The 20873-nt window shown below is 66.4% G+C and carries 24 protein-coding genes; 16 read left to right on the forward strand and 8 right to left on the reverse strand.

Annotated elements, in window-relative coordinates:
• Window positions 1–71: 71 nt before the first annotated feature.
• Window positions 72–1778 (forward strand): alkaline phosphatase D family protein, encoded by a 1707-nt coding sequence (locus AQ619_RS02270; protein ID WP_062143668.1) that lies wholly within the window; start codon window positions 72–74, stop codon window positions 1776–1778.
• Here the strand turns inward: AQ619_RS02270 and AQ619_RS02275 are convergent.
• Window positions 1775–2401: a LysE family translocator gene (locus tag AQ619_RS02275; RefSeq protein WP_062143669.1), complete on the reverse strand. Its 627-nt coding sequence runs from the start codon at window positions 2399–2401 to the stop codon at window positions 1775–1777. The two genes, AQ619_RS02270 and AQ619_RS02275, sit on opposite strands and share 4 nt — an antisense overlap.
• Before the next feature lie 56 nt (window positions 2402–2457).
• Here AQ619_RS02275 and AQ619_RS02280 point away from each other — a divergent pair, with 56 nt between their 5' ends.
• On the forward strand, window positions 2458–3519 hold the full coding sequence (locus tag AQ619_RS02280; protein WP_062143672.1) for an acyltransferase family protein: 1062 nt from the start codon (window positions 2458–2460) through the stop codon (window positions 3517–3519).
• Here AQ619_RS02280 and hisI read toward each other — a convergent pair.
• On the reverse strand, window positions 3477–3875 hold the full coding sequence (gene hisI / locus AQ619_RS02285; RefSeq protein WP_062143674.1) for a phosphoribosyl-AMP cyclohydrolase: 399 nt from the start codon (window positions 3873–3875) through the stop codon (window positions 3477–3479). The two genes, AQ619_RS02280 and hisI, sit on opposite strands and share 43 nt — an antisense overlap.
• A gap of 57 nt (window positions 3876–3932) precedes the next feature.
• On the opposite strand from hisI, the gene AQ619_RS02290 reads away from it, so the two are divergent.
• Window positions 3933–4817, forward strand: coding sequence for a DUF817 domain-containing protein (locus AQ619_RS02290; protein WP_166504121.1), 885 nt, complete (start codon window positions 3933–3935; stop codon window positions 4815–4817).
• Window positions 4818–4942: 125 nt separating this feature from the next.
• Here AQ619_RS02290 and folE read toward each other — a convergent pair whose 3' ends face one another.
• Entirely contained in the window at window positions 4943–5590 is a 648-nt protein-coding gene (gene folE, locus AQ619_RS02295) for a GTP cyclohydrolase I FolE (protein WP_062143678.1), read from the reverse strand.
• Window positions 5591–5782: 192 nt separating this feature from the next.
• On the opposite strand from folE, the gene cysS reads away from it, so the two are divergent.
• Genes cysS through AQ619_RS02320 form a run of 6 tightly spaced genes read left to right on the forward strand, consistent with a single transcriptional unit; the run spans window position 5783 to window position 11322 of the window.
• Complete coding sequence (gene cysS / locus AQ619_RS02300; RefSeq protein WP_062143681.1) at window positions 5783–7174, forward strand: cysteine--tRNA ligase; 1392 nt, start codon at window positions 5783–5785, stop codon at window positions 7172–7174.
• Between the two features lie 7 nt (window positions 7175–7181).
• The gene (locus AQ619_RS02305; RefSeq protein ID WP_062143684.1) at window positions 7182–7652 is read left to right on the forward strand and encodes an SRPBCC domain-containing protein; all 471 of its coding nucleotides are present in this window, start codon (window positions 7182–7184) and stop codon (window positions 7650–7652) included.
• Complete coding sequence (locus tag AQ619_RS02310) at window positions 7649–8110, forward strand: iron-sulfur cluster assembly scaffold protein (protein WP_062143687.1); 462 nt, start codon at window positions 7649–7651, stop codon at window positions 8108–8110. The genes AQ619_RS02305 and AQ619_RS02310 overlap by 4 nt, the downstream gene beginning before the upstream one ends.
• A 52-nt stretch (window positions 8111–8162) precedes the next feature.
• Window positions 8163–8417: a membrane protein insertion efficiency factor YidD gene (gene yidD / locus AQ619_RS18605; protein WP_084745708.1), complete on the forward strand. Its 255-nt coding sequence runs from the start codon at window positions 8163–8165 to the stop codon at window positions 8415–8417.
• Window positions 8414–10396 (forward strand): threonine--tRNA ligase, encoded by a 1983-nt coding sequence (gene thrS / locus AQ619_RS02315; protein WP_062143690.1) that lies wholly within the window; start codon window positions 8414–8416, stop codon window positions 10394–10396. The genes yidD and thrS overlap by 4 nt, the downstream gene beginning before the upstream one ends.
• Entirely contained in the window at window positions 10396–11322 is a 927-nt protein-coding gene (locus tag AQ619_RS02320; RefSeq protein ID WP_062143693.1) for a glycosyltransferase family 2 protein, read from the forward strand. The genes thrS and AQ619_RS02320 overlap by 1 nt, the downstream gene beginning before the upstream one ends.
• A gap of 46 nt (window positions 11323–11368) precedes the next feature.
• On the opposite strand, the gene AQ619_RS02325 is transcribed toward AQ619_RS02320, so the two are convergent.
• From AQ619_RS02325 to AQ619_RS02335, 3 genes are read right to left on the reverse strand one after another with little or no spacing between them, the layout of a single operon-like run.
• The gene (locus AQ619_RS02325) at window positions 11369–11737 is read right to left on the reverse strand and encodes a hypothetical protein (protein ID WP_062143696.1); all 369 of its coding nucleotides are present in this window, start codon (window positions 11735–11737) and stop codon (window positions 11369–11371) included.
• On the reverse strand, window positions 11734–12633 hold the full coding sequence (locus tag AQ619_RS02330) for a hydroxymethylglutaryl-CoA lyase (RefSeq protein WP_062143698.1): 900 nt from the start codon (window positions 12631–12633) through the stop codon (window positions 11734–11736). The genes AQ619_RS02325 and AQ619_RS02330 overlap by 4 nt, the downstream gene beginning before the upstream one ends.
• The gene (locus AQ619_RS02335) at window positions 12630–14309 is read right to left on the reverse strand and encodes an ArnT family glycosyltransferase (RefSeq protein ID WP_062143702.1); all 1680 of its coding nucleotides are present in this window, start codon (window positions 14307–14309) and stop codon (window positions 12630–12632) included. The genes AQ619_RS02330 and AQ619_RS02335 overlap by 4 nt, the downstream gene beginning before the upstream one ends.
• 56 nt (window positions 14310–14365) lie before the next feature.
• Between AQ619_RS02335 and AQ619_RS02340 the strand changes: the two genes are divergently transcribed.
• The 4 genes from AQ619_RS02340 to AQ619_RS02355 all read left to right on the forward strand — a co-directional run bounded on the left by AQ619_RS02340 (window position 14366) and on the right by AQ619_RS02355 (window position 16638).
• Complete coding sequence (locus AQ619_RS02340; RefSeq protein WP_062143704.1) at window positions 14366–15103, forward strand: glycosyltransferase family 2 protein; 738 nt, start codon at window positions 14366–14368, stop codon at window positions 15101–15103.
• A 110-nt stretch (window positions 15104–15213) separates the two neighbouring features.
• Window positions 15214–15636 (forward strand): hypothetical protein, encoded by a 423-nt coding sequence (locus AQ619_RS02345; RefSeq protein ID WP_062143707.1) that lies wholly within the window; start codon window positions 15214–15216, stop codon window positions 15634–15636.
• 54 nt (window positions 15637–15690) lie between these two features.
• Complete coding sequence (locus AQ619_RS02350; RefSeq protein ID WP_062143710.1) at window positions 15691–16182, forward strand: VOC family protein; 492 nt, start codon at window positions 15691–15693, stop codon at window positions 16180–16182.
• 126 nt (window positions 16183–16308) lie between these two features.
• On the forward strand, window positions 16309–16638 hold the full coding sequence (locus AQ619_RS02355) for a hypothetical protein (protein WP_062143713.1): 330 nt from the start codon (window positions 16309–16311) through the stop codon (window positions 16636–16638).
• Here the strand turns inward: AQ619_RS02355 and AQ619_RS02360 are convergent.
• Together AQ619_RS02360 and phaR are read right to left on the reverse strand one after the other, a co-directional pair.
• The gene (locus AQ619_RS02360; protein ID WP_062151192.1) at window positions 16635–16961 is read right to left on the reverse strand and encodes a hypothetical protein; all 327 of its coding nucleotides are present in this window, start codon (window positions 16959–16961) and stop codon (window positions 16635–16637) included. The genes AQ619_RS02355 and AQ619_RS02360 overlap by 4 nt on opposite strands.
• A gap of 60 nt (window positions 16962–17021) precedes the next feature.
• Window positions 17022–17696 carry a polyhydroxyalkanoate synthesis repressor PhaR gene (phaR, locus tag AQ619_RS02365; protein WP_062143716.1) on the reverse strand — a complete coding sequence of 225 codons (675 nt, stop codon included), beginning with the start codon at window positions 17694–17696 and terminating at the stop codon, window positions 17022–17024.
• A 217-nt stretch (window positions 17697–17913) separates the two neighbouring features.
• Between phaR and AQ619_RS02370 the strand changes: the two genes are divergently transcribed.
• The 3 genes from AQ619_RS02370 (at window position 17914) to AQ619_RS02380 (ending at window position 20864) form a co-directional block, all read left to right on the forward strand.
• Window positions 17914–19089: an acetyl-CoA C-acetyltransferase gene (locus AQ619_RS02370; RefSeq protein WP_062143719.1), complete on the forward strand. Its 1176-nt coding sequence runs from the start codon at window positions 17914–17916 to the stop codon at window positions 19087–19089.
• An 84-nt stretch (window positions 19090–19173) separates the two neighbouring features.
• Window positions 19174–19899: a beta-ketoacyl-ACP reductase gene (gene phbB / locus AQ619_RS02375; RefSeq protein ID WP_062143722.1), complete on the forward strand. Its 726-nt coding sequence runs from the start codon at window positions 19174–19176 to the stop codon at window positions 19897–19899.
• 182 nt (window positions 19900–20081) lie between these two features.
• A complete protein-coding gene (locus AQ619_RS02380; RefSeq protein ID WP_062143725.1) occupies window positions 20082–20864 on the forward strand; it encodes a DUF4908 domain-containing protein in 783 nt (260 codons plus the stop codon).
• Window positions 20865–20873: the final 9 nt, after the last annotated feature.

Here is a 20873-nt window from a genome sequence, read left to right on the forward strand (position 1 = left end):
TCTTCCTGTTGTGCAGTGGCGCTAACGCACGAGACGCCCAAACGGTGCCGTGGACCCAGGAAAGACATCCCATGAAGATCGATCGTCGCAAGGCTCTCGCCTTTCTCGGCCTGGGTGGCACCGCCGGGGCTGGAAGCAGTGTTTCGGCGCAGGCGCTGACCCCTCACAAGGGCGCGGTGGCCTTCGAGCATGGCGTCGCCAGCGGCGATCCCGGCCAGACCCGGGTCATTCTCTGGACCCGCGTCACGCTCAAGGCGCCCTCCGGCGGTGATGTCCTGGTCGAGCTGCAGGTGGCGTCGGACCCGGACTTCAAGACCCTGGTTCAGACCCGCAAGGGTCTGACGGCCCGGCCCGGCGCCGACTGGACGATCAAGGTCGATCTCGATGGCCCGGGCCTGAAGCCGGGCACCGACTACTGGTATCGTTTTGTGGCCCATGGCGTGACCTCGCCGGTCGGCCGCACCCGCACCCTGCCGGCCGGGCCGACCAAGGACGTGGTCCTGGCCGTGGCCTCATGCTCGCTCTATTCGAACGGCTATTTCAACGCCTATGACGCCATTGCCAGACTGCCGCGTGTCGACGCGGTGCTGCACCTGGGCGACTACATCTACGAATATGGCGGCGAGCCCAAGGACTACGGCATGAACTCGCCGGTCGCGGCTCAGCGCATGCCTGATCCCCTGCACGAGATCGTCAGCCTCGACGACTATCGGCGTCGTCACGCGCGCTACAAGTCCGACCCGATGCTGCAGGCCGCTCATGCCCGCGCACCCTGGATCGTGGTCTGGGACGATCACGAGACCGCCAATGACAGCTGGCAGGGCGGGGCCGAGAACCATGACCCCGACAAGGGTGAGGGCGACTGGGCGGCACGCAAGGCTGCGGCCCTGAAGGCCTATTACGAATGGATGCCGATCCGCGAGCCGAGCGCCGGAACCCTGCCGGAGGCCAGCTGGCGCGGGTTCCAGTTCGGCGACGTTGCCACCCTGCTGATGACCGAGACGCGTCTGACCGCGCGGTCCGAGCAACTGAGCTATGCCACCGATCTTCCGATCGTGGACGGCAAGCCCGATGTGGCCGCCTTCTCTGCCAAATGGAAGGATCCGGCCCGCCGCCTGCTGGGCGAGGCCCAGGCCCAATGGCTGGCCGGGCAGGTCAAGGCCTCGGTCAAGGCCGGCAGCGCCTGGCAGGTGCTGGGCAACCAGATCGTCATGGCCCGCGTCGCCGGTCCCAACCTGAAGACCCTGCTGGGTGACAGGTTCGAGCCGGCACTGGCCAAGCTGCCGGCCTCTGTTCGCGAACGTGTGGTGCAGGGCGTGGCCCTGTCGGCCCTGGGCTTGCCCTATAATCTCGACGCCTGGGACGGTTATCCCGCCGATCGCGAGCGCCTCTATGACCTGTTCAAGAGCGCCGGGGCCCATCCGATCGTATTGTCGGGCGACAGCCATTCCTTCTGGGCCAACGAACTGTTCGACCAGGGCGGCAGCAAGCGGGTCGCGGCCGAGTTCGGGACCACGGGCATCACCTCCCCGGGCTATGGCGACATCCTGCCGGGCATACCGTTGGGACAGGCCTTTGCGGCGCGCAACCCCGAGGTCAAGTTCGCGGATCCAGGGGCCAAGGGCTTCGTGCTGCTGACCCTCGAGCACGGCCGGGCGACCAGCGAGATGATCGCCGTTTCGACCATCCTCGCGCCGACCTATACGACGCGGGTGCTTAAGCGGTTCGTGGTCACGCCGACCGGGGGCGGTGGCGTCGAGGCCCTGGCCGAAGCCTAGCGCCGCTCCAGGGCCAGGCGCAGGCCGAAGGCGATGAAGACGCTGCCGGTGATCCGGTCCAGTCCCCGGATCACCGAGGCCTCGCGCAAAAGTCCGGCCAGGGGGACCGTGGCGGCGATCAGCAGCCCGGCCCAGATCAGGCCCAGGATGACATGCAGCCCCGCCAGCAGGGCACCGAAGCTGGCCGGGTCGGCACCGGCCGGAACGAACTGCGGCAGGAACGAGATGTAGAAGACACCGACCTTGGGATTGAGCAGATTGGTCAACAGGCCGCGCCGCAGGGCCGCGAAGGCGCTGCCGCCGGCCGAGGTCAGGACCCCGGGCTCAAAGCTGCTGCGGGGCCTGATCAGCATCTGGCTGCCGATCCACACCAGATAGGCGGCACCGGCCCATTTCAGGGCCGTATAGGCCAGGGCAGAGGCCGTCAGCAGGGCACCTGCGCCACAGGCGGCCGCTACGCCCCAGACCAGGCAGCCGATTCCGATACCCAGCGCCGCCGCCAAGGCCCGCCGCGGCCCCTCGCTGGCGGCGGTGCGCAGCACCAGAGCCGTGTCGAGGCCTGGCGTGATGGTCAGAAGCAGGGCGGCGAAACCGAAGGCCAGCAGGGCCTGGAGGGTGGTCATGGGCGGCGCTCGCGACGGGTGGGCCTTTGTCAACCAATCCATGGTCCGATGGACACATGACCACAAGCCGCAACCGCATGCCTGGCCTGGACGCCCTGCGCGGCGTTGCCGCCCTGCTGGTGCTGCTGTTCCACACCCGCGGCATGGTCCTGCCGACCTCGGTGCTGAGCCACGGCTATCTCGCGGTCGACCTGTTCTTCGTGATCAGCGGCCTGGTTCTGGCCCGCGCCCATGACGACGCCCTGAGGGACGGCGGCGGGCGGAAGTTCATGCGACGACGCCTGGTCCGGCTCTATCCGATGGTGCTGCTCGGCATGGCGGTCGGCTCGGCCCTGCTGCTGGCGTTCGGCATGGATCTGACGACGGTCGGCATCCTGATCGGCCTGGCGGTGCTGTTCATTCCCTTCACCGACGCGACGGATGTCTTTCCGCTGAACGGGCCGCAATGGTCGCTGTTCTGGGAGCTGGCGGTGAACCTGCTCTATGCGGTGGTGGCACCCTGGCTGACCTTCCGGCGACTGGTCATTCTTACGATCGTGGGCGGGATTGCCCATGTCCTGCTGGCCTTGCAGTTCGGCACGGGATCGCTGGGGCCGCACACGGGCGACTGGTTTGCCGGCGGACCGCGGGTGATCTTCGGCTTCTTCGCCGGGGTTCTGCTGGCGCGACGGCTCGAAAGCGGAAGGCTGCGGATCCCGGTCCTGCCGATCTGGGTCAATCTGGCGGTGGTCTGCGCCATCCTGTCAGCCCCGGTTCCCGAGGCGGGGCGTGCCGCGTTCGACCTCGTCGCCGCCCTGGTTGTCTTCCCGCTACTGGTCGGTTCGGCGGCGCGGGCGGAGGTTGGGCGAGGGCGATCGCTGCTCGATGGCCTGGCCGCGATCTCCTATGCGCTCTACGCCCTGCATATTCCCATCCTGTCGGCGGCGGCCGAGATCATCGCGCGCGGCGTCCTGCCGGGCGTACCAGGCCTGCTGATCGGCGGCGTGGCGCTGGTTATCGCCCTTCTGGCCGCCATCGTGGCCCATCGCGTGTTCGAGCCCTGGGCGGCGTTGCGCTTGCGGAACCTGGGCCGGGCTCAGCCGCGTTCGACCAGCCTGCCGTCTTCCCAGACCCGGTAGAAGCACGAGCGGAAGCCGACGTGGCAGGCGCCGCCATCGCCCTGTGGCCGCACCTTGATCAGCACGGCGTCCTGATCGCAGTCGACCCGCAGTTCCTCGACCAGCTGCAGCTGGCCGCTGGTCTCGCCCTTTTTCCAGAGTTCATTGCGTGAGCGGCTGAAATAGTGGGCCACCCCCGTCTCGACGGTGAGCTTGAGCGCCTCGTCGTTCATCCAGGCCAGCATCAGGATCTCGCCGGTGTCGGCGTGCTGGGCCACGGCGACGACCAGGCCGTCGGCATTGAAGCGCGGGGCCAGCTGGTCGCCCCGTTCCAGTGCGTGCTTGTCGGGGGCGATGGGGAAGGGGGCGGTGGTCATGGCGGCACATATGGCGCCGTCGCGGGGGCTTGGGCTAGCCTGCGGACCGGAGAATCGATGAACCTCAAGGATCGCATCAAGGCCCAGGTGGCCGCGCTGGACGTCCTGGCCCGGCCCTGGGCCCTAAGGTCGCGCTGGCATGGCCATGCCTATGAGTTCCTGCTGTTCGGGCTCAAGCAGGCCTGGGCCTGTCTGTTCGGCGGCCTGATGCTGGCCCTGCTGGTCGGCACCTTCCTGTTCTGGCCCAAGGACGCCGGTTTCGCCCGCTACGATTTTCTGGTCATCGCCTCGCTGGCCATCCAGGCCTCGCTATTGGCCCTGAAGCTTGAGCGCTGGGACGAGGCCCTGGTGATTTTCATCTTCCACCTGGTCGGGACGGTGATGGAGGTGTTCAAGACCGCCCACGGCTCTTGGCTCTATCCCGAGCCCAGCCTGCTGCGCATCGGCGGCGTGCCGCTGTTCACCGGCTTCATGTATGCCTGTGTCGGCAGCTATATCGCCCGGATCTGGCGACTGTTCGACATCACCTTCATCCGCTATCCGCCGTTCTGGAGCGCCTGGATCCTGGCGGGTCTGGCCTATCTGAACTTCTTCACCCACCACTACGGGCCGGACATCCGGCTTGGCCTGTTCGCCCTGTCGGCGGTGCTGTTCGGACGCTCGTGGTTCGTGTTCACGCCGGACCAGACGCCGCGCCGCATGCCGATGATCGTCGGCCTGCTGCTGGTGTCGCTGTTCATCTGGTTCGCCGAGAACCTCGGCACGGCGGCCAATGCCTGGATCTATCCCAGCCAGAAGGACGGCTGGTCGATGGTCGGTTTCGAGAAGATCGGGGCCTGGTACCTGCTGATGCTGATCAGCTTCGTGCTGGTCTCGCTGGTGCACCGGCCCGTGGACGCCTGCGTGGCCCGGATCCGCGAGGGGATCCGGGGCGCGGTTTAGCCGTGAGATCCTCCCCTTTCGGGGGAGGTGGCCCGCAGGGCCGGAGGGGGCAGCTCCGCATAAGCCGTGAAGGCCCCCTCAGTCGCTCTGCGACAGCTCCCCCATAGGGGGAGCATCCTTTCTATCTACTTCCGCACCACCAGGTCCATGAACCGCTGCTGCAGGACCTTGTCGGTCTTGAACACACCGCGGAACTGGGTGGTGATGGTCGAGACGTCGTGGTGGCGGACGCCGCGGGTGCTCATGCACTGGTGCTCGGCGTCGATCAGCACGGCGACGCCGGCCGCCGAAAGATGGTCCTCGATGGCGTCGGCCACCTGCATGGTCATGGTCTCCTGGGTCTGGAGACGCTTGGCATAGATCTCGACCAGACGGGCCAGCTTGGAGAGGCCTACCACCTTGCCGGTCGGCATATAGGCCACCCAGGCCTTGCCGAGGAACGGGGCCATGTGATGTTCGCAGTGGCTCTGGACGTCGATGCCGCGCAGCATGACCATGTCGTCATAGCCCTGCACGTCCTCGAAGGTGCGTGAGAGTTCCTTGGCGGGATCGCCTTCATAGCCGGCGAACCACTCGCCATAGGCGTCGACCACGCGCTGGGGCGTGTCGAGCAGGCCTTCCCGTTCAGGATTGTCACCGGCCCAGGCCAGCAGGGTGCGCACGGCGGCCATGGCCTCATCGCGGCTTGGGCGCGACGGGTGGCCATGCTGGAGGTCATCGGCGGCGCAGGAGCAGCGCTCAATCAGGGCGGCTTCGGGGGTGATGGCGTCCATAGTGGAACGGTCTTTCCACGGGCTGAGTTGCGCCGGGGCGCCTTTCGCCCCGGAATGACGCGTGCCACCCGTTTCACAGCTACGGCCATGCCCGTCGAAAAGATGACGTGTCGTCGCCGTATCCAATAGCTATATGGGACCCTCCCGAACCTCTGCAACACCCTCCCGTTACGTCAGGCAGACGCTTTTCCCATGACCTTGAAGCTCCACGACACCCTGACGCGCGAAAAGCGCGCCTTCGTTCCGGTCGATCCGAACCGGGTGACGATGTATGTCTGCGGCCCGACGGTCTATAATCACGCCCATATCGGCAACTTCCGGCCGGTGGTGGTTTTCGACGTGCTGTTCCGGATGCTGCGCCACATCTATGGCGAGGACGCGGTGGTCTATGCCCGCAACGTCACCGACGTCGACGACAAGATCAACAAGAAGGCCTTTGACGAAGGCGTGGCGATCAAGGTCATCACCGACCGCTATCTGGCCGCCTATCACGCCGATGCCGACGGCCTGCTGGCCCTGCGTCCGACCCTTGAGCCCAAGGCCACCGAGCATATCGGGGCCATTGTCAAGATGATCGGCAAGCTGGTCGAGAACGGATCGGCCTATGCGGCCGAGGGACATGTGCTGTTCGATACCCAGTCCTTCTCGGACTATGGCCAGCTTTCGGGCCGGCCGCTGGACGAGATGATTGCCGGGGCCCGGGTCGAGGTCGCGCCCTACAAGCGGCACGCCGCCGATTTCGTGCTGTGGAAACCGTCCAAGGAGAACGAGCCGGTCTGGGACAGCCCCTGGGGTGCCGGCCGTCCGGGCTGGCACATCGAATGCTCGGCCATGATCGACAAGGCCCTGGGTCAGACCATCGACATCCATGGCGGCGGTATCGACCTGGCCTTCCCGCACCATGAGAACGAGGTGGCCCAGAGCCGCTGCGCCCATGACACCCAGGTCCTGGCCAATTACTGGATGCACAACGGCTTCCTGGATATGTCCGGGGAGAAGATGTCCAAGAGCCTCGGCAATGTCATCCTGCCCAACGAGCTCCTGAAGACCACGCCGGGCGAGGTGATCCGCTGGGCCCTGCTCAGCGCCCATTATCGCCAGCCGCTGGACTGGACGCCGGAGCTGCTGGAGCAGTCGCGCAAGGCGCTGGACCGTCTGTACGGTGCCCTGCGCCGGGCCAAGGACGTGCCGATGGACCAGGCGATGGAGGCTCCGGCTGAGGTGCTCGCGGCCCTGGAGGACGATCTCAATACCCCGCAGGCGATCTCGTGCTTCTTCGAGGTGTCGAGCGCCATCGAGCGGGCGGTCACCGCCGGCGACACGGTCGCCATCGCCGCCAACAAGGCCCGTCTGATCGAGGCTGGTGCCCTGCTGGGCTTCCTGCAGGCCGACCCGGACGCCTGGTTTGAAGGCGACGCGTCCGACGACCTCAAGGCCCAGGTCGAGGATCTGCTCAAGCGTCGCGTCGAGGCGCGTGCCGCCAAGGACTGGACCGCCGCCGACGCCATCCGCGCTGAACTCGATGCCCTGGGCGTGGTCGTCATGGACGGCCCCGCCGGAGCGACCTGGCGGATGAAGGACTGAGCCTGCCATGCAACGCGCTGTCGAACACCGCATTGGCATCAAGGCCCCGGCCGAACTGATCTGGGACCTGGTCTCTGATTTCTCGACCTGGGAGACCTGGAACCCGGTCCACCCCCGGGCCGAGGGACAGTTGAAGATCGGTACGCCGCTGACCGTGCACCAGGCCCTTCCCCAAGAGCCGGTGCGGGTGATCCAGCCCGTGGTCCAGGACTGGGTGCCCTATGAGCAGCTGCACTGGCGCTCGACCCGCCTGGGCGGCTTTGTCACCGCGATCCGCTATATCGAGATCGAGAACATGGGCCCCGAGAACGCAACCTTTTCGAATGGCGAGCTGTTCACGGGTCTTCTGGTGCGCTGGATCAGCCGGGACGAGCGCCGCAGGCTGCGCGCCGCCTATACCCAGATGGGCGAGGCCCTGCGTGATCATGCCGAGGCGCTCTGGGCGCAGCGCCGGCAGAGCCCCATGTCAGCATCATGATCGACGCGCTCTACAGCGCCAGGATCCTGACCCTGGTCGCCAACATTCCGTACGCCGGTCGGCTGGCTGCGCCTGACGCGTCTTCGGAGAAGACTGCCAAGCTCTGCGGCAGCCGAATCGTGGTCGATGTGGTCATGGTCGACGGCAAGGTCAGCCAGTTTGCCCAGGAAGTCGCGGCCTGCGCCCTAGGCCAGGCCAGCGCAGCGATCCTCGGGGCCCATATCATCGGTGCGGATCTCGCCGAGATCGAGTTGGCGCGCGATTCCTTACGCGCTATGCTGAAGCTCAGCGGCCCTGCTCCTGAGGGCCGGTTTTCGGAGCTCGCCGTGCTGGAGCCGGTCAAGGCCTATCCTGCCCGTCACGCCTCGACGCTTTTGGCGTTTGAGGCGGCGGCTGAGGCTGTCTCCCGGGCCACAGCCGTGGCGGAAAGGCGAACTAGCAGCGCCGGCGCCGCTTGATTGCGGCTTTTCGCGGGTGCCATAACCACCCTCGAAACAATTGCGCGCTGGCATGACCTTATACGACCGCACCGTCGACCTCGGCCTCAGGGCCTACAAGTTGACGCTCTCGCCTCTCATCGGGCGTCAGTGCCGTTTCATGCCGAGTTGTTCGGAGTATGCGGCACAGGCGCTCAAGGATCACGGACCCGCCAAGGGGTCCTGGCTGGCGTTGCGACGGATTTGCCGATGCAATCCGTTTGGAGGTTCAGGGTACGACCCGCCTCCGCCGCGCGTTGGGCCACGCAAGTGGACATGTGAAGAATGATTGATCTGGTTTTCCCCGACGGTTCGGCCCGTCAATATCCTGCGGGCTCCAGCGGCCGCGATGTGGCCGCCGCCATCTCGAAGTCGCTGGAAAAGAAAGCGCTGCTGATCAAGCTGGACGGCCAGCTGCTGGACCTTGACCGGCCGCTGACGCCGGACCTGCTGACCGGCGAGCGCCGGATCGAGATCGTGACCCGCGAGGCACCCGACGCCCTCGAGGTCATTCGTCACGACACGGCCCACGTCCTGGCCCAGGCCGTGCAGGAGCTGTTTCCCGGCACCCAGGTGACGATCGGCCCGAACGTCGAAGACGGATTCTATTACGACTTCGCCCGCGATGAGCCTTTCAGCCTCGATGATCTGCCGAAGATCGAAGAGCGCATGCGCCAGATCGTCGATCGCGACGAGAAGATCCGCCGCGAAGAAGTCGATCGCGACGCCGCCATCGCCGACTTCGAAGCCCTGGGCGAGGCCTACAAGGCCCAGATCATCCGTGATCTGCCGGCCAGCGACACGATCACGGTCTATCACCAGGGCGAAAACTGGAAGGATCTGTGCCGAGGACCGCACCTGCCCTCGACCAAGGCCGTCGGCAAGGCTTTCAAGCTGACCAAGCTGGCCGGCGCCTATTGGCGCGGTGACCAGAACAACGCCCAGTTGCAGCGCATCTATGGCACCTCGTGGGCCAGCGAAGCCGATCTGGCCGCCTATCTGCTGCGCATCGAAGAGGCCGAGAAGCGCGATCACCGCAAGCTGGGCCGGATCATGAACCTCTTCCACCTGCAGGAAGAGGGCAAGGGCATGATCTTCTGGCACCCGAAGGGCTGGACCCTCTATCGGGCGCTGGAGGACTATATGCGCCGCCGCCTGGACGCCGCCGGCTACCAGGAGGTCAAGACCCCCCAGATCCTCGATCGCAGCCTGTGGGAAAAGTCGGGTCACGCCGAGAAGTTCGGCCACGCCATGTTCATGTGCGAAAGCGCCGAGGGCGAGGTCCTGGCCGTCAAGCCGATGAACTGCCCCGGCCATATCCAGATCTTCAATATCGGCCAGAAGAGCTATCGCGAGCTGCCGCTGCGCATGGCCGAGTTCGGGGCCTGCCACCGTTACGAGCCCTCGGGGGCCATGCACGGCATTATGCGGGTACGGGCCTTTACCCAGGACGACGCCCACATCTTCTGCCGGGAAGAACAGGTCACGGAGGAAAGCGCAAAATTCATCGAACTGTTGCGCAGCGTCTATAACGACCTCGGCATGCAGCTTCACGACGTGAAGTTCTCGACGCGTCCAGAGTTGCGAGCCGGCTCAGACGAGGTTTGGGACAAGGCCGAGCACGCTCTGGCCACGGCCGCAGAGGCCGCTGGCGAGCGCCTGGTTGACCAGCCGGGCGAAGGCGCATTCTATGGGCCCAAGCTTGAGTTCTCGCTGAAGGATGCGATTGGGCGTGTCTGGCAGTGCGGAACCCTGCAATTAGACTTTGTTTTGCCGGAACGACTAGACGCGGAGTACGTTTCGGAAGACGGTTCAAAGAAGCGCCCGGTGATGCTTCACAGGGCGATTTTGGGGTCGTTTGAACGTTTTATAGGGATTTTGCTTGAGAACTTCGCGGGGCACCTGCCGCTTTGGCTGGCGCCCACTCAGGTCGTGGTGACGACAATCACGTCAGACGCTGACGATTATGCGCGTCAGGTCGTCGAAAGGTTGACGTCTTTGGGGCTGCGCGCGGAGGTCGATCTGCGTAATGAGAAGATCAACTACAAGATTCGCGAGCACAGTCTCGCAAAGGTTCCGGTGATCGCGGTGGTGGGGCGCAAGGAAGCAGAGACGGGGCAGGTGGCACTACGTCGCCTGGGTGGAGAGGGACAGAACATTCTGTCGCTCGACGAGGCCGTGCGTGTGCTGACCGACGAAGCGACTCCGCCCGATCTGGCCCGGGCGCGCGGCATCGTGCGTTCCGTGCAGGAGGCTGCGCTCGCCTGATGAACAGCATCCTGCCCTCCTTCACGACCCTTGCCGCGGGCGCTCGCCCGGCACGACCGAATATTTCGGTGGTGATGGTCGTGTATCGGACGGGCGGGGCTCTGCTGGAGAGCATCCGGCACGTGCTGGACGAGCCGCTGGTCGATGAGTTCGTCATTGTCGACAACGGCTCGTCGCCGCGTGATGCCGAGATGCTGCGGGCCCTGGGGCTGACCGAGCCCCGGGTCGTGCTGCAACAGGGACACGGCAATGTCGGCTTTGCGCGCGGAGCCAATCTGGGCGCGACGACGGCCAAGGGCGAATACATCGTCTTCATCAATCCCGATGCCAATATGCAACCAGGCTGCATCGCGGCCCTGGTGACGGCCTTCCGCGGCCAGCCTGTTCCGACCGTGGTTGGGGCCCGGGTGATGAACACGGACGGTACCGAGCAGCGCGGCGGTCGACGGGGCGAGGTGACCCCGATCACCACCCTGCTCAGCTTTGGCCATCTGACCCGGCGCTACGCCAAGCTGGCCGGCTATGAGATCCACCGGGAAACCGAGCCCCTGCCGCGGGCCCCGGTGCCGATGCCGACCATTTCCGGGGCCTGTTTTGCCCTGCGCCGCGCCGATTTCGAGACCCTCGACGGTTTCGATGAGGGCTATTTCCTGCATGTCGAGGACATCGACCTTTGCTGGCGGGCCCGTCAGGCCGGTGGCCAGGTGATCTTCCAGCCCAAGGCCCAGGTCGTGCACCTGGGGCACACCAGCCTGGAACACCCGGTCAAGGTCGAGTTCCACAAGGGCGTGGGCCTGTCCCGCTACTTCATCAAGCGCGCCGACACCCTGCAGCGCTACGCCCTGGCCGTGTTCCTGGCCCCGGCCATCATGCTGATGTCGGTCTGCCGTCCGCTGCTGTGGAAGATCACCGGGCGGCCGATCTAGGCTGGCTTCCTGGCTCCCGGCCTTCCCCGGGATGACCGCAGCGCTGTCACATCGGCGCGATCGTCTCGTATCTCAGACCGTCCGGACCCTCGATCGAGGTCGGGGCATTCAGGGCCCGGCCCGGGAGCAGGGCACGATAGCGGGCATAGAGGGCCCTGGCGTCGCGACCGGCCCGGGCCTGCAGGCAGAGGTCATATTCTCCTTCGCGCCCCCAGGGCCTGCGCTCGCTGCGAGCGATGTCCCCGTCTGCCTTCACCGTAGCGTCGATCCTGTCGGCCAGCGGGCGGTCTATGCCCATGCCATAGCTGCCGAACTTGACGGTGACGTCGCAGCGGGCGGCGGCCTCTACCGGCGGCGTGGCGGCGCAAGCGCCCAGGGCGAGCCCGGCTGCGGCGATCAGAAGAAAACGGCTCATGCAGGGAAACCTCCAGCGCGCGCCAGGGACGAGGCCGGTGCCTTGCCCAGACGCTCGCTGATCGAACGGCCGATTGCGATCAGGGCCCCAAGATCATAGCCGGTCTCGAAGCCGGCCCGCTCCAGCATATAGACCAGATCCTCGGTGCCGATATTGCCCGTGGCATTGGGGGCGAAGGGACAGCCGCCCAGGCCGCCGACCGAGGCGTCCAGTACGTCCACACCGGCCTCGACACTGGCGAAGGCGTTGGCCAGGCCGGTGTTGCGGGTGTCGTGGAAGTGCAGGCGCAGGCGGGCGTCCGGCGCGGCGGCGCGCACCGCCTCGATCCGCTTGCGGACGGTCCAGGGATTGGCGACCCCGATGGTGTCGGCGATGGCGATTTCGGGCACGCGCAGGGCGGCGATCTCGCGGACGATGGCCACGACCTGGTCCTGCGAGACCTCGCCATCGAACGGACAGCCGAAGGCCACCGAGAGCGTCGCCGTGATCGGCGGACCGCCCTCGACCGCCTGACGCTCGACAATGGCGGCCAGGGCGTCGACCTGCTGACGCGTGGTTGAGCCCTGGTTGGCGGTCCCGAAGCCGTCCGAGGCGCAGACCACGACGTTGGCTTCGTCGCACTGGGCCGCCACGCAGCGCTCCCAGCCGCGCATGTTCAGCACCAGGCCGATCCGCGAATGCTCAAGGTCGGCGGGCAGGGCGGCCATGATCTCTTCCGCGCCCGCCATCTGTGGCACCCGATTGGGATTGACGAAGGAGACCACTTCCATCCGGCGGGCCCCCGCGGCGTCCAGCTGGCGGATCAGGACGAGTTTTTCCTCGACCGACAGCGACAGTTTTTCGTTCTGCAGGCCGTCGCGCGGCCCGACCTCGACGATCTCGATGAAGCGGCTCAAGGGCGGGTCTCCGTCGCCGTCTGGGGCTCACCGCGATAGATCGTCAGGCGCTCCTCGTCGCCGTCGGAATAGTTCTGGCCCTCGATCACGGCCACGGGGCGGGGCACCAGGCCGGCCGTGGTCAGGGCCTTGCGGAACACGCTGTCCTCGCGCGCCTCGACCACGGCCGGGCGGCCCTCGGCGATGGCTTCGGCCGCGCGGGTGCCATCGGTCAGTTCGGTCGCGGTGCCCAGCAGGAAGACCAGGCTCGGCTCGGAATAGCCGGTCACGGCCACGGGACCGGGCGCGCCGGACCGGGGCGACAGCCTGGCGCGGTCCAGGGCGTCCGTGATGTCCTTGGACAGGAACAGCGGTTCCAGGTTCGGTATCAGAGCACCGACCAGACAGGCATGGGCCAGGATGCCGAGGGCTCCGGACAGCACCAGGGCGCGGGCCGCTTGACGGCGTAGCAGCAGGATCGAGCCCAGAGCCCCGGCGGCCAGCAACAGCACGACGGTCAGCACAGTCCAGACCAGGTCCGCGCCCTCGCCGAAGGCCGACATGCCGAAGACCGCGACGGCGGCCAGCAGCAGGGAGACAAACAGGGTCAGGCCCGCCCCGATCCGGCGCACCCAGTCGCCCAAAGGGGCCCGCACGGCGGCGGCCAGCAGCAGGGCCATGCCGCCCATGGCCGGCAGGGTATAGTGGGCCAGCTTGGTCGGCAGGATCTCGAACATCAGCCAGGTGGGTACCAGCCAGCAGACGGCAAAGCGGACGCCCGGTTCGCCCCGGCCAGTCCAGGCCAGCACCAGGGCCGCAGGCAGCAACAGCGTCGCCGGATAGACCAGTAGCGGGGCCAGCAGGGTGTGATAGCCAAACGGTCCCGAATGGCCCTCCTGGCCGCCCACCATCTTGGGGGCCAGGTCGCCGGCGATCGCCACGCCCCAGAACGCGCCGTCGGTCGCCACGGTGATCATCATCGCCCAGGGCAGGACCACGGCTGCGAACAGCACCAGGCCCCAGCCCCAGCCCAGGGTGCGCAGCCAGGGAGCCTTGCGATCCCAGGACCAGAGCGCCAGGGCCGCGAAGATCACGGTCAGGAGTCCGACCGGACCCTTGATCAGGGCCGCGACCGCCAAGCCCGACCAGAAGGCCAGCTTGGTCCAGTGGCTGGGTACGCGTCCCGCCAGACTGTCCGCATAGAGGCGGGCCAGGGCTGCCATGGCCAGGGTGGTGAAGCCGCACAGGGCCGCGTCGGTCTTGGCGATGAAGGCTTCGCTGGACAGCAGGAAGGTCGAACCCAGGATCGCGCCGGCCACCAGGCCCGTGCGCGGATCAAACAGCGCCGCCGCGCCCCAGGCACAGGCTGCCGCCGCCAGCATGGCCCCCAGCAGGGATGGAATGCGATAGGCCCAGATGCCGCGATCTTCCGGGGCCGAAACCAGGGAGACGGTCACGGCCTGCAGCCAGTGGATGCCGACCGGCTTCTTGAAGCGCGGCTGGTCCTGGAACTTGATGACCACCATGTCGCCGGTTTCCAGCATCTGGGCGGTGGCCTGGGCGAAGCGCGACTCGTCGCGGTCCAGCGGCGGCATGGCCAGAAGGCCGGGCAGGCCGGCCAGAAACGCCAGCAGGGCGGCGAACAGGGGCCCGCGCCAACCGCGGCTCCACGCATCAAGGCGAGATTCAAGCGTCATGCGCCATGGCATAGCACGATCCTTTCGCGTGGGGCGTTTTCAGGTATTAGAAGGCGATGACCGCCCCCGCCACCAAAGTTCCAGACTATTCGATCGTCGTCCCCGTCTTTGACGAAGGCGGCGCGGCTCCGGCCCTGGCGCGCGAGATCGCGGCCGCCTTCGCGGGGGAGAGCCACGAAATCCTGTTCGTCGACGATGCCAGCCGCGACAATACCCGCGACCTGCTGGTGGCGCTGAAGGCCGAGATCCCGCAACTCCGGGTGCTGGGCCACCGCAAGAATTCCGGTCAGAGCCGCGCCGTGCGCAGCGGCATTCTGGCGGCCCGCGGGCCGATCATCATCACCCTCGACGGCGACGGCCAGAACGATCCGGCCGATGCCCCGCGTCTGGCCCGCGCCCTGGCGGCGGGTCCCGCGACCCTGGCCCTGGTGGGCGGCGAGCGGGTCAAGCGCCAGGACAGCTCCGCCAAGCGCTTCGCCTCCCGGTTCGGCAATGGCGTCCGCAAGCGCCTGCTGAAGGATACGGCCAATGACACCGGCTGCGGGCTGAAGGCCTTCCGCCGCGAGGCCTTCCTGAGGCTTCCGTATTTCGACCACATCCACCGCTACATCCCGGCCCTGATGCTGCGCGAGGGCTATGAGGTGGCGTTTGAGCCGGTGAACCATCGCCACCGCGAAAGCGGGGTGTCGAAATACACCAATTTCGGCCGGCTCAAGGCCTCGGTCAGTGATCTGCTGGGCGTCATGTGGCTGCAGACCCGGGCCCGCAATCCCCAGGGCGTGGACGAAGTCTAGGCCTTGCCCGGCCCCCAGGGGTTGAAGCGCCTTCTCCGGTCGGGAAAATGGGGTTAACCCTAGAGGATGCGAGCCTCACGGCCGCAAGTTCTTGGGGGGAGAGGCTGTTCATGTTCGCTGCGGTGCCACTGCTGGCCTTGCCAGTGCTGATCTATAATCTGATCGCGCTTACCCTCCCGGGAGCCTTCATGTCGGCCGAGGCGCATGCGCGCACGACCGAGACCCTGTTCACCATCCACATGACCTCGCGGGTCGACTGGGCCATCAGCCTCAGCGACCTGCTGCTGGCCGCCTCCCTGGTCGTGCTGTTCGTCGAACTGCTGAAGTCGACGACCAGCCGCAAGATCGCGATCATCAATCACTCGCTGTCGCTGGTGCTGTTCATCGGCTGCCTGATCGAGTTCCTGCTGGCCCCGGCCTTTGCCACCTCGACCTTTTTCCTGATCACCGTGATGGTGCTGCTCGACGTGCTGGCCGGGTTCATCGTCACCATCGTGGCCGCCCGTCGCGACGTGGATTTCGGCGACAACTGAGGCCGTCATGCGGGTGCCCGGACGCTCCGGGCCATCCTGGCGTTGGAGAGGACCATGGCCGCACGCCTGACCCAATGCCTGTGGTTCGACCATGGCGAGGCCCGCAAGGCCGCCGAATTCTATGCCAGTGTCTTCCCAGACAGCCATGTGGGCGCGGTCATGGCGGCCCCTGGCGACTTTCCCGACGGGGCTGAGGGTGTGGAGCTGACGGTGCAGTTCACCGTGCTCGGCTCGGCCTTTCTGGGATTGAACGGCGGACCGCGCTTCACGCCGAATGAAGCGGTGTCCTTCATGGTCGAGACGCAGGACCAGGCGGAGACCGATCGGTACTGGGACGCCCTGGTCGGCCACGGCGGGACGGAAAGCGCCTGTGGCTGGTGCAAGGACCGCTGGGGCTATTCTTGGCAGATCACGCCGCGCCAGCTGACCGAGGCCATGGCGGATCCGGATCCCGCTGTCGCCAGGCGGGTGTTCGAGGCCATGATGACCATGGGCAGGATCGATATTGCGAAGATCGAGGCGGCTCGCCGCGGCGAGGGACTCTAGGTAAGCGCCGTGAAGATCAGGGTGACCACGGCGATGTCGAAAAAGCGGATGGCGGCGGTCAGCATGGGAGCTCTCGTCGGCGATGACTTCACCAACGGTTAAGCAAGACCGGTGCCAAGCCGGGCGATGGGTCGCGAGACCCTGATGGCCCTGTTCTTTGATCGGGACTGGTACGAGGCCCGCCTGGCCGAACGGGGCCTGGGTCGCGCGGTGTTGGCGGCGATCGCCGATATGGACGAGGCGGCTCTGGACCTGGCTTTCAAGGATCAGCGGGAGCTTTCCTATAAGGAACTCTCTGCTTTTGCTGAACTTTTAGGCGTGACAATGGCGGAGGCCGCTGTCCGGGCCGGCGTGCGCCTGCCGCCGGAACCCGCCGATGCGCGTGATTTGAGGATCGCCCGACTCGAGGCCTGGGTCGCCGCTCTGGAGGCGCGTCTGGCGCGCCTCGACCCCTAGATCTGGGTCTTCTTCAGGAGTCCCGTCGCTGGACGCCGGTCGGCCTCGCCGGAATATTCCGTCCCGAGATAGGTCGATCGCGCCGAGTCGAGCACTTCCTGCCCACCGCGCAGGCCGCGCTTCTGCCCGCTCTGACCCATCAGATGGGCGGCAAAGGTGGCGAAACCACTCTTGCGGGGCGGCGGCATCGGATGCTCCTCGCGCACGAAGACCATGTCCTCCGGCTCGGCGTCCTGGGCAGAGTCCTGATTCGGGTTCTGCCGCACGGTCAGGGCGCGACGTGAGGGGCTCGAACGCCGGATGGGGTCGATAGGGCCGTTCATGGTGAACACCCTAGAGCCCCTACCGTTAAGAACGGCTGTTCCGGCGTGGTTGCCAGTGGCTTAAGGCTTGGTGGCGAGCTTCTCGATCTGCTGCTGCATCACTTCCAGCTGGCGCTTCAGATCGGCCAGGGAATCTTCGCTCGGTTGCGGGGCGGCCGGCGGCGGCGCTGAAGGCGTTTCCGCGGCTCCTGCTGCGGCCGCGTCTTCGGGGCGGGCATAGGCAAAGGGCGAGAACATCTTCATCGCCCGGTCGAACAGGGCCATGTTCTGGCGGATCTGTTCTTCATAGACACCGACGCCCGCCGGCAGTTTGGCGGCGGTCAGGCCGGGGGTGATGCCCGCGAACTGGGTGCGCATCCGCTCCTGCTGTTTGGTGAAGCTCTCCAGCGACATTTCCAGATAGCTGGGCAGGAAGGCCTGCATGGAATTGCCATAGAAGCCGATCAGCTGACGGAGGAACTGGATCGGCAAAAGGTTCTGGCCACCGCCGCGATTCTCTTCTTCGAAGATGATCTGGGTCAGCACCGAGCGGGTGATGTCGTCATTCGACTTGGCGTCATAGACCACGAAGTCGACGCCCTCTTTGACCATGTCCGACAGGTGTTCGAGGGTGACGTAGGAACTGGACGCTGTGTTGTAGAGACGGCGATTGGCGTATTTCTTGATGATCACGCGTTGACCGGCGGCCTTGTCATGGCCGGCAGCCGCTTCGCCTTTTTCAGGGTTCTCGGACATTTCGTTCCCTAGGAGAGCGGTATCGCCCGCTTTTCGCATCGCACTATCGCCAATGCAAAGGCAGGGCGCCAGTGGCAGAGCACTTGGAAGCCGCAACAAGCCGTGAAAATGTGCCCGTGACGAACGCGGTTCGGTGTGCATTGTGCTGCTGCACTGCAAAAGGGCGCAGGCGCCGCATCGCGATGGCGTCACGTCAGATCGTTACGGGAGCCTCGCCATGAGCGACATCGTCATCGTTTCCGCCGCCCGCACCCCGGTCGGCTCTTTCAATGGGGCGCTGTCCAGCTTGCCCGCCTCCGAGCTTGGCAAGATCGCCATCCAGGCCGCCGTCGAGCGTGCCGGCCTGACGCCGGCCGATATCGACGAGGTGATCCTCGGCCAGGTGCTGCAGGCCGGTGCCGGTCAGGGTCCGGCCCGTCAGGCTGCGATCAATGCCGGCATTCCGGTCGGCAGCCCGGCCTGGAGCCTCAACCAGCTCTGCGGTTCAGGCCTGCGCGCCGTGGCCCTGGCGGCCCAGCAGATCGCGACCGGCGACGCGAAGATCGTCGTGGCCGGCGGTCAGGAAAGCATGAGCCAGGCACCCCATGCCCAGCATCTGCGCGGCGGCCAGAAGATGGGCGACCTGAGCTTCGTCGACACCATGATCAAGGACGGTCTGTGGGATGCCTTCCACGGCTATCACATGGGCCAGACCGCCGAGAACATCGCCTCACGCTGGCAGATCACCCGCAGCGACCAGGACAATTTCGCCGTCGCCAGCCAGAACAAGGCCGAGGCCGCCCAGAAGGCCGGCCGCTTCGACGCCGAGATCGTTCCCGTGACGATCAAGGGCCGCAAGGGCGACACCATCGTCGACAAGGACGAATTCATCCGTCACGGCGTGACGATCGACGCGATCTCCGGCCTGCGTCCGGCCTTCACCAAGGACGGCTCGGTCACCGCGGCCAATGCTTCGGGCCTCAATGACGGGGCGGCCGCCCTGGTGCTGATGAGCGCCGACGAGGCCAAGGCCCGCGGCCTGACCCCGCTGGCCCGCATCGCCTCCTGGGCCAATGCCGGCGTCGAACCCGAGATCATGGGCACGGGTCCGATCCCGGCCAGCCAGAAGGCCCTGGAAAAGGCCGGCTGGACCGTCGCTGACCTCGATCTCGTCGAGTCCAACGAGGCCTTTGCGGCCCAGTCGCTGTGCGTGGTCCAGGAGCTGGGCCTCGACACCACCAAGGTCAATGTCAATGGTGGTGCCATTGCCATTGGTCACCCGATCGGCGCTTCGGGCGCGCGCATCCTCACCACCCTGCTGCATGAAATGAAGCGCTCGGGTGCCAAAAAGGGTCTGGCGACCCTCTGCATCGGCGGCGGCATGGGCGTGGCCATGTGCGTCGAGGCGATTTGAGTCAGGTTTTTGCCAGATCCCCGCGCCGGACGCTTGCTCCGGCGCGGGGATCACGCGAACCATAAGAAAAATCGGGAGAGACACATGACCAGAGTAGCATTCGTGACCGGCGGCACCCGGGGGATCGGTCGCGCGATCTGCGAGCGTCTCGTGGCCGATGGCATGAAGGTCGCGGCCGGATATTCCGGCAACGAGGAAGCCGCCGCCGCCTGCGCCAAGGATCTCGGCGTCATGGTGGTCAAGGGCAATGTCGGCTCGTTCGACGACTGCGCCGCCGCCGTCAAGAAGGTCGAGGCCGAACTGGGCCCGATCGATGTTCTGATCAACAATGCCGGCATCACCCGTGACGGCATGCTGCACAAGATGTCCTACGAGCAGTGGTCCGAAGTGATCCGGGTCAATATGGACTCGGCCTTCAACATGACCCGGCCCGTCATCGAGGGCATGCGCGAGCGCAACTGGGGCCGGATCATCAATATCAGCTCGATCAACGGCCAGAAGGGCCAGATGGGCCAGACCAACTATTCGGCCGCCAAGGCCGGTCTCATCGGCTTCACCAAGGCCCTGGCGCTCGAGAACGCCAAGAAGGGCGTCACGGTCAATGTGATCTGCCCCGGCTACATCGACACCGAAATGGTCGCGGCAGTGCCGGAAAACGTCCTGGCCCAGATCATTGCCGGCATTCCGGTGGGTCGCCTGGGCAAGGGTGAGGAGATCGCCGACATGGTCTCCTTCCTGGCGGGCGAGCGGGCAGGCTTCGTGACCGGGGCCACCCTGACCCTCAACGGCGGGCAATACATGGCGGCCTAAAGGTCGTCCGGACTGACATGTTTGCAACGGCCCGGCGCCCAGGCGTCCGGGCCGTTGTTGCGACGGTTGACGAGCCGGGTCGTTTCGTCGTGAAACCTTCAACTTCGGGCGACGGTGGATCCCTGACGGCGAGACCTGTGTCGCGTCCAAGATTCGCCCTAGTCGGCGGGCATAACGGGTTCATGAAGAGTTCGATTGTCGAGATGGACGGCTGGAGGGCCAAGCGGGCCCTCGTGATCGTCGCCATGCTCGCGATCGCCGCGCCCGCTGCCGCGCAGCAAAGCCCCCAATCGTTGCGGGACGCCCTGCTGGGCCATCGCGGCTTTTCCACCTCCCGCCGTCCGCCGCCGCCGCCCGTCGCCCGCTATGTCTCCGAGTCCGGCAATGCCTTCGTGCTGGATCGCGCCGCGCCCCTGCCCCTGCTGAAGTTCGACAACAGCGCCGAGGTCTGGGTGCTGTCGCCCCAGCCGGCCTCGCGCGGCGACGTGCTCTATCGCAACGAGATGGGCGAGCCCATGCTGCGGGCGACCAAGCTCGGCGGCATGATCCTGTTCACGGACGAGAGCCCCAACGGGGCCGCCGCGGCCCTGGCCGGCAAGGCCCCCTCGATCCAGCCTCCGGCGGCCATCTCGCCGATCGCCCTTTATCAGCGCATGGGCCAGGCCAGTCTCCGCGCCAGCCGTGCTGCCCAGCGGCAGATGCCGTTCGAGACCTTGCAGGATGCCCGGCCGGAAACCTCGGTCCTGATCGCAGAGTCCGCGACGATCACGGCCGAGGCCTTCGAGCGACTGGCCCGCAAGGGTGATCGCGCGACCCTGGCCAGTATTACCCGGGTGGTTCTGGCCGAGGGCGACAAGCCCGGTGCCAGCCTTAAGAACGGCGCGCTGGTCGTGACCTATGCGCCCGGCCAGGGCGTGGGCGGGCGGCCGTCCTCGAAGCGCATCGTCAAGGTGGTTCTTCGCTGATCCAGGTCC

Source organism: Caulobacter henricii (assembly GCF_001414055.1).
Lineage (GTDB): Bacteria > Pseudomonadota > Alphaproteobacteria > Caulobacterales > Caulobacteraceae > Caulobacter > Caulobacter henricii.

Coding starts and splice junctions, on each gene's coding strand:
- AQ619_RS02270 (WP_062143668.1), top strand. CDS start 72: ATGAAGATCGATCGTCGCAAGGCTCTCGCCTTTCTCGGCCTGGGTGGC.
- AQ619_RS02275 (WP_062143669.1), bottom strand. CDS start 2,401: ATGACCACCCTCCAGGCCCTGCTGGCCTTCGGTTTCGCCGCCCTGCTT.
- AQ619_RS02280 (WP_062143672.1), top strand. CDS start 2,458: ATGACCACAAGCCGCAACCGCATGCCTGGCCTGGACGCCCTGCGCGGC.
- hisI (WP_062143674.1), bottom strand. CDS start 3,875: ATGACCACCGCCCCCTTCCCCATCGCCCCCGACAAGCACGCACTGGAA.
- AQ619_RS02290 (WP_166504121.1), top strand. CDS start 3,933: ATGAACCTCAAGGATCGCATCAAGGCCCAGGTGGCCGCGCTGGACGTC.
- folE (WP_062143678.1), bottom strand. CDS start 5,590: ATGGACGCCATCACCCCCGAAGCCGCCCTGATTGAGCGCTGCTCCTGC.
- cysS (WP_062143681.1), top strand. CDS start 5,783: ATGACCTTGAAGCTCCACGACACCCTGACGCGCGAAAAGCGCGCCTTC.
- AQ619_RS02305 (WP_062143684.1), top strand. CDS start 7,182: ATGCAACGCGCTGTCGAACACCGCATTGGCATCAAGGCCCCGGCCGAA.
- AQ619_RS02310 (WP_062143687.1), top strand. CDS start 7,649: ATGATCGACGCGCTCTACAGCGCCAGGATCCTGACCCTGGTCGCCAAC.
- yidD (WP_084745708.1), top strand. CDS start 8,163: ATGACCTTATACGACCGCACCGTCGACCTCGGCCTCAGGGCCTACAAG.
- thrS (WP_062143690.1), top strand. CDS start 8,414: ATGATTGATCTGGTTTTCCCCGACGGTTCGGCCCGTCAATATCCTGCG.
- AQ619_RS02320 (WP_062143693.1), top strand. CDS start 10,396: ATGAACAGCATCCTGCCCTCCTTCACGACCCTTGCCGCGGGCGCTCGC.
- AQ619_RS02325 (WP_062143696.1), bottom strand. CDS start 11,737: ATGAGCCGTTTTCTTCTGATCGCCGCAGCCGGGCTCGCCCTGGGCGCT.
- AQ619_RS02335 (WP_062143702.1), bottom strand. CDS start 14,309: ATGACGCTTGAATCTCGCCTTGATGCGTGGAGCCGCGGTTGGCGCGGG.
- AQ619_RS02340 (WP_062143704.1), top strand. CDS start 14,366: ATGACCGCCCCCGCCACCAAAGTTCCAGACTATTCGATCGTCGTCCCC.
- AQ619_RS02345 (WP_062143707.1), top strand. CDS start 15,214: ATGTTCGCTGCGGTGCCACTGCTGGCCTTGCCAGTGCTGATCTATAAT.
- AQ619_RS02350 (WP_062143710.1), top strand. CDS start 15,691: ATGGCCGCACGCCTGACCCAATGCCTGTGGTTCGACCATGGCGAGGCC.
- AQ619_RS02355 (WP_062143713.1), top strand. CDS start 16,309: ATGGGTCGCGAGACCCTGATGGCCCTGTTCTTTGATCGGGACTGGTAC.
- AQ619_RS02360 (WP_062151192.1), bottom strand. CDS start 16,961: ATGAACGGCCCTATCGACCCCATCCGGCGTTCGAGCCCCTCACGTCGC.
- phaR (WP_062143716.1), bottom strand. CDS start 17,696: ATGTCCGAGAACCCTGAAAAAGGCGAAGCGGCTGCCGGCCATGACAAG.
- AQ619_RS02370 (WP_062143719.1), top strand. CDS start 17,914: ATGAGCGACATCGTCATCGTTTCCGCCGCCCGCACCCCGGTCGGCTCT.
- phbB (WP_062143722.1), top strand. CDS start 19,174: ATGACCAGAGTAGCATTCGTGACCGGCGGCACCCGGGGGATCGGTCGC.
- AQ619_RS02380 (WP_062143725.1), top strand. CDS start 20,082: ATGAAGAGTTCGATTGTCGAGATGGACGGCTGGAGGGCCAAGCGGGCC.